We start from the raw sequence: 6,111 nt of genomic DNA, 5'->3' as shown, positions 1-6,111 counted from the left end.
GGTAAGCCGCACGGTGGTATGCACACCGGTGGTGGCGCGCTGGCCTCGGTGTCGGAGGACCACAAGGACTGGGACAAGGACGACAAGGACAAGGGCTACGACAAGGGCGGTAAGCCGCACGGTGGTATGCACACCGGCGGTGGCGCGCTCGCCACGGTCACCAACGGCGACTGGGAGAAGGACAAGGAAGAGTCGGGCAAGTCGGAGAAGTCGGAGGGCTGGAAGAGCGAGAAGCCCAGCGGCGGCATGCACACCGGTGGCGGTGGCCTGGCCTCCTCCGGCAGCGGCATGGCGGCGGGGAGCCTGGTCCTCCTCGGCGGCCTCGGCGCCGGTGCCTACATGCTGCGCCGGCGTAACGCGAACGGCACCGCCGCCTGATCGCGCCCCCTCCCAGTGACGTGACTGCGGCCGCCGCCCGGCTCGGGCGGCGGCCGCAGCTTCGACAGCAAGGTGTAAAGGACTCATCGCATGACTGTTCGTTGGACCGACGCGTCGAGGGCCTTGCGGATCACCGGCGCATCCCGTCGTGCGGTGCCGTGGTTGCTGTGGCCGCTGGCGATGGCCGTGCTGGCGCTGACTCTGGTGGCCACGATCGCGACGCCACCCGCCCCTGCGCCGGGCAAGGCCGGCGACCCGCCCCGGTCCGCCGTGCCCGCGCCGGTGGCCGGCCCCTCCGACGTGCCGAAGCCGTCCAAGGAGGCGAAGGCTGCCAAGCCGTCGCATCCGGCACTGCCGCGCTCGGCCCCGACACGGCTGGTCATTCCGCAGATCGGCGTCGACGCGCCCTTCACCGACCTGGCCATCGGATCCTCCGGTGCGCTGGACGCGCCGCCTGCGGACGATGTGAACCTCGTCGGCTGGTTCGCTGCCGGTGTGTCCCCGGGCGAACTCGGCACCAGCATCATCGCCGGTCACGTCGACACCCTGACCTCGCCGGCGGTCTTCGCCGAGCTGAGCGAACTCAAGAAGGGCCACCGCTTCCACGTCCGTCGAAAGGACGGCACGACGGCGACGTTCGTCGTCGACTCCGTCCAGAGCTTCCACAAGGACGGTTTCCCGGACAAGCGGGTCTATGCGGACACCCCGGACGCCCAGGTCCGGCTCATCACCTGCAGCGGCAGCTACGACCGCAAGGCCAAGGACTACACCGAGAACCTTGTCGTCTTCGCCCACCTCGATGCTCCGAAGTGATGCTCCGCCGTCCCGTCCGCCCCGTGATCGGAAAGCGCCGTGACCGTGCCCGTACCCGTCGTGCTCGACTGCGATCCCGGACACGACGACGCCCTTGCCATCATGCTGGCCGCCGCGGACCCGGCGATCGACCTGCTCGCGATCACCACCGTGGCGGGGAACCAGACCCTCGAGCGGACGACCCTGAACGCCCGCCGGGTGTGCACCGTCGCCGGCATCACCGGTGTGCCGATCGCCGCGGGCTGCGCGCGGCCGCTCGTCCAGCCGCTGCTGGTCGCGGAGGACGTCCACGGCGACTCGGGCCTGGACGGGCCGCGATTCCCGGAACCGACCGTGGACGTCGTGCCCGAGCATGCGGTCGACCTCATGCACAGGATCCTGGCGGAGCACGCGGAGCCGGTCACGCTCGTGCCCACCGGCCCGCTGACCAATGTGGCGCTGCTCCTGACCCGCCACCCCGACAGCGCCCGGCACATCCGCGAGATCGTCCTCATGGGCGGCTCCGCCGGGCGGGGCAACACGACACCTGCCGCCGAGTTCAACATGTACGTCGACCCGGAGGCCGCGGGCATCGTGTTCGGCAGCGGACTCCCTGTCACGATGTGCGGTCTCGACGTCACTCACCAGGCGCTCGCCACGCCCGAGGTGCTGGGCCGCCTCGAGCGCCTGGACACCGGACTGTCGCGTACCTGCGTGGAGTTGCTGACCTACTTCGCGTCGGCCTACCGCCGGCTGTGGGGGTTCGCCGCGCCTCCGCTGCACGATCCGGTCGCCGTGGCCCGGGTGATCGATCCCGGGACCGTGCGCTGTGTCGAGGCGAACGTGGTCGTCGAGCTGCACGGGCGGTACACGCGCGGGGCGACCGTGGTGGACCTGCACCGGTACACGGACCGTCCGGTGAACGCACGGGTCGCGGTCGAGCTGGATGTCGAGAGCTTCTGGGACCGGGTGGTCGCGGCGGTCGACGCACTCGGCAGGCAGGCATCCTGACGTGTTGTCAGTTCGCCGTGCCGCCACCTCACTCGTCTCACGCGCAGCGTCGCCCGTATGCCGCCGTCCCGAGTGATGGGGCGGTGGGAACAGGCCGACGGTGAATCACGTCGCTCCCATGTCGTCGCCGTGAAAGGTACGCACCATGGTCCAGGAGAAGCAGCAGTCGAAGGAGCCTCCCGGCACGCGTTCGTTCGGGCGTGCCCTGCTGTGGCCACTTGCCGCAGTGGGGCTGGGTCTCCTGCTCATCCACAACTCCGTCGGCACCCCCTCGGACGCCAAGCCCTTGGCGGGTCCCGTGATCGCGGCCCCGGCCTCACCGCCACCCGCCGCCGCCACGGCCCGGGCCCACGGCGCGGGCACGACGCTCCCGCGTGCAGAGCCGACGCGCCTGATCATCCGGTCCATCGCGGTGGACGCGCCGTTCATGCCGCTGTCCATCGGTGCGTCCGGACGGCTCGACTCGCCGCCGCCGAACGACAACAACCTCGTCGGCTGGTTCCGGGAGGGCGTGACACCGGGTGAGCCGGGCGCCGCGATCGTCGCCGGGCACCTCGACACGAAGAGCGGGCCCGGTGTGTTCCTGTATCTCGGTTCCGTCAGGCCCGGCACGCTGGTGGACGTGGTGCGCGGGGACGGGTCGGTCGTCACCTTCGCCGTCGACTCCGTCGAGAGCTTCAGTAAGGAGAACTTTCCCGACGACCGGGTCTACAAGGACACCCCGGACCCGCAACTGCGCCTGATCACCTGCGGCGGTGAGTACGACAAGAAGGCGAAGGACTACAAGGAGAACGTGGTGGTCTTCGCGCACATGGTGGTGGCGCGCCAGGGGTGAGGACGGCGCGCCTGCTGCGGTGTCAGGGACGGCTGCACGGGTACCCGCGCCGGTGCGAGAGGAAGACGTGTGACGGGAAGATGCCGGTGTGCCGGGAAGAATCCCGCGCGGACGAGGAGGCGATGATGGCAGGCGACATGTGGGGCTACCCGGAGACCGCCCGTTACGTACCGGGCGCGCTGCTCGTCGGGTACTCCGTCGAGGCGTCCGACGGGTCGATCGGGAAGGTCGACAAGCACACCGAGGAGGTCGGCCGCTCGTACCTCGTCGTCGACACCGGGCCGTGGATCCTCGGCCGGCGGGTGCTGCTGCCCGCGGGGCTCGTCTCGGAGATCGACACCGAAGCCGAAGTCGTCCGGGTGGGCTGTACCAAGGCCGAGGTCAAGGACTCGCCACCCTTCGAGAGCGGCAGGCACGAGGACGACGCGGACTACATCCGGCAGATCGAGAGCCACTACGCCAACCGCCACATGTAGCGGCTCGGCAGGCCGGGAGCCGGTTACGGTCCCAGGCCCGGGGCCCGGCTCCTGACCGATGACCTCTGACCGATGACCCTGACCGACCGGGCACCTCGGTCCGCTTCTCTGCTGCGCTCGGCTGTGTCTCAGCTCTCCTGAGGCTGAGCCTCCTGGGGGCGCTCTCTACTGCGGGCCCTCCTCCATGTCGTCCGCCCCGTAGCCGGCGCCGGGCTCCCGGCGCAGCTCCGCCTCGCTGCGCGACCGCAGCCGCTCGGCGCGGTACCTCAGCCGCTCCGACTGCTCCGGGTCCTCGGCTCGGCGGGCCTGGTCGAACAGCTGCTCCGCCTTGTCGCGGTCGTGCTCCGCGTGGATGCGATGACCGTCGTGCTCGTGCATGACGTCCTCCTGCCATCTGTGGCGTCTGTTTCCCGAAGCGCACGCGTCCGGACCCCCGTCAAGGGCCCGACTGCCCATGCCGTACCAGGGCAAACACCTCACTCGATGTGCGCACCGGGACGTGGGCGGCGGTGCACGCGATCTGCGGCGCCGTACGGGCCAAGCGGCGCACCCGTACGCGCGATGGGGCGGCGCGGCGCATTGCGCCGCGCCGCAGCCGGAGAGTGCTCTATGCCTCGCCCCGCCCGCGCCGGTCGAGAGCCGGCCTTCTCCCACCAGGAGCGCCCGATGTACCGCAGTGCCACCCTTGCCGCCGCCGCCCTGTTCGCCGTCGCCGTGCCCGCCGCGGCGTCGTCGGCCTCTCCCACGCCGGACGTGCCGGCCTCGCCGGACCGAACCGTGCAGACCGCCGCCGTCGAGCGGTCCGACGCCGTCGACCGGCCGGGCAAGGCGGCTCCGAAGCGCGGGCTGTTCCTGACCGTGTCGGGCGCCGAGAACACCTGGATCAGAGGCGTGCTGCTGCACTGCAGCCCCGTACCGGCGGGGCCCCATCCGGAAGCCGCGGCCGCCTGCGCCGCGCTGGACACCGCCGGTGGTGACCTGGACCGGCTCCCGGGGGACCGGCAGCCGTGCACGCACGCATTCGACCCGGTCACGGTCAGTGCCACCGGCGCCTGGCGGGGACGTCCGACCGCATGGCACAAGACCTTCGCCAACGCCTGCGAACTCGCCGTCGAGACCGGAGCGGTCTTCCGCTTCTGAGCGGCGCGGGGCGTACGGGCCGCGGCCGGCCTCAGCTGCCCTTGGAGGCGACCACTCCGATCGTCACCATCCCGAGCACCACCCAGCCGAACCAGAGCCAGCCGTTGCTGCCGAGTGCCGCCGTGTACGCAGTCACGGCCACCAGGGTCGCGACGGTCAGCACTCCCATCGTCTTCGTGGAACCGGACATGAGCGCCCTCCTTCGACGGCGGGGGGCCGTCGGGAACCATCGTCACCCCTGCACGGTCCCCGGCGCTACCGCCCGGTGACAAGCAGCCGGCGGCTACCCGCCGCGGGCCTGGAGCGAGGCGAGATACGCGTTGTACGCCTCGAGCTCCTTGTCGCCGTCCCGGTCCGCCGCCCGGTCCCTGCGCTTGGCCAGCCGCTGGTCGGAGCGGTACCACTGGAAGACCAGCGCGATCAGTACCAGCACGGACGGGATCTCACTGAACGCCCAGGCGATACCGCCCGCCGCGTTCTGGTCGGAGAGCGCGTCGATCCCGAGCGAGGCCGGCGGATCGCGGTACGCGCGCACCATCGGCTCGGAGGCCATCATCAGCGCGATGCCGAAGAAGGCGTGGAACGGCATCCCGGCGAAGAGCTCCAGCATCCGCATCACGTAACCCGGCCGGTGCGGCCCCGGGTCCACGCCCATGATCGGCCAGAAGAACACCAGGCCGACCGCGAGGAAGTGGACCATCATCGCGATGTGCCCGGGCTTCGAGCCCATCAGGAAGTCGAACAGCGGCGTGAAGTACAGCCCGTACAGGCTCGCGATGAACAGCGGGATGGTGAACGCCGGGTGCGTGACGATGCGCATGTAGCGGCTGTGCAGCAGCATCAGCAGCACCTCGCGCGGCCCCTTGCGGCCCCGGAACGCGACCGGCAGGGCGCGCAGCGCCAGCGTGATCGGCGCGCCCAGCAGCAGCAGGATCGGCGACAGCATGCTGACCACCATGTGCTGCACCATGTGCACGCTGAACATGACCATGCCGTAGTCGTTCAGCTTGGTGCACATCATCAGCGCGACGCTCAGCACACCGGCGGTGAACCACACGGTGCGGCTCACCGGCCAGTCGTCGCCGCGGCGGCGCAGTCGCACCACACCCCAGCCGTACAGGCCGAGGGCGAGGAGGCAGCCGACGAGGAAGAAGGCGTCCGGTGAGAATTCCAGGCCCCGCCCCAGCGTGAACGGCGGCAGATCCATCGTCATGCCGTGCCCGCTGTGATCCATCTGTCTACTCCCGGGGGCTGCCTGATCCGCGCCGATCCGTACCGGCGATTCGCGCGGGTTGTCCGCTTGCTCGCACCAGAGTAGAACCGCCCCCGGCCGCAGCTGCGACCGGGGGCGGTTCGTACGGATCCGTGCGGACCCGCGGGCGGGTCAGAGGACCGTCTCTGCCTCGTCGTACCGGTCCACGGGTACGGTCTTCAGTGTCCTGGTGGCCTCGGCGAGGGGCACCATCGTGATGTCGGTGC

General features: G+C 70.7%; 8 protein-coding genes and 1 pseudogene. 6 read left to right on the top strand and 3 right to left on the bottom strand.

Annotated elements, in window-relative coordinates:
* From AB0903_RS31925 to AB0903_RS31905, 5 genes and pseudogenes are all read left to right on the top strand, one after another.
* Window positions 1–378 (top strand): annotated as a pseudogene (locus AB0903_RS31925) (hypothetical protein); the annotation flags it as partial.
* A gap of 180 nt (window positions 379–558) precedes the next feature.
* The gene (locus AB0903_RS31920) at window positions 559–1,191 is read left to right on the top strand and encodes a class F sortase (RefSeq protein WP_366708254.1); all 633 of its coding nucleotides are present in this window, start codon (window positions 559–561) and stop codon (window positions 1,189–1,191) included.
* A gap of 45 nt (window positions 1,192–1,236) precedes the next feature.
* Complete coding sequence (locus tag AB0903_RS31915) at window positions 1,237–2,181, top strand: nucleoside hydrolase (RefSeq protein WP_366708253.1); 945 nt, start codon at window positions 1,237–1,239, stop codon at window positions 2,179–2,181.
* 145 nt (window positions 2,182–2,326) lie between these two features.
* Window positions 2,327–3,016, top strand: a complete 690-nt coding sequence (locus AB0903_RS31910) for a class F sortase (protein ID WP_366708234.1) — start codon at window positions 2,327–2,329, stop codon at window positions 3,014–3,016.
* A 125-nt stretch (window positions 3,017–3,141) separates the two neighbouring features.
* Complete coding sequence (locus AB0903_RS31905) at window positions 3,142–3,492, top strand: PRC-barrel domain containing protein (protein WP_366708233.1); 351 nt, start codon at window positions 3,142–3,144, stop codon at window positions 3,490–3,492.
* Window positions 3,493–3,657: 165 nt separating this feature from the next.
* On the opposite strand, the gene AB0903_RS31900 is transcribed toward AB0903_RS31905, so the two are convergent.
* A complete protein-coding gene (locus AB0903_RS31900; protein ID WP_366708232.1) occupies window positions 3,658–3,870 on the bottom strand; it encodes a DUF6381 family protein in 213 nt (70 codons plus the stop codon).
* Between the two features lie 288 nt (window positions 3,871–4,158).
* Between AB0903_RS31900 and AB0903_RS31895 the strand changes: the two genes are divergently transcribed.
* Window positions 4,159–4,632, top strand: coding sequence for an SSI family serine proteinase inhibitor (locus tag AB0903_RS31895; protein ID WP_366708231.1), 474 nt, complete (start codon window positions 4,159–4,161; stop codon window positions 4,630–4,632).
* A 31-nt stretch (window positions 4,633–4,663) separates the two neighbouring features.
* Here the strand turns inward: AB0903_RS31895 and AB0903_RS31890 are convergent, their stop codons facing one another.
* On the bottom strand, window positions 4,664–4,822 hold the full coding sequence (locus AB0903_RS31890) for a hypothetical protein (RefSeq protein WP_366708230.1): 159 nt from the start codon (window positions 4,820–4,822) through the stop codon (window positions 4,664–4,666).
* A 93-nt stretch (window positions 4,823–4,915) separates the two neighbouring features.
* Window positions 4,916–5,866 carry a cytochrome c oxidase assembly protein gene (locus tag AB0903_RS31885; protein ID WP_366708229.1) on the bottom strand — a complete coding sequence of 317 codons (951 nt, stop codon included), beginning with the start codon at window positions 5,864–5,866 and terminating at the stop codon, window positions 4,916–4,918.
* Between the last annotated feature and the right edge of the window lie 245 nt (window positions 5,867–6,111).

Source organism: Streptomyces sp. NPDC048389 (assembly GCF_040706335.1).
Taxonomy (GTDB): Bacteria; Actinomycetota; Actinomycetes; order Streptomycetales; family Streptomycetaceae; genus Streptomyces.
Note: the sequence above shows the minus strand (reverse complement) of the source record. Positions and strands in the feature narration are given on the sequence as shown.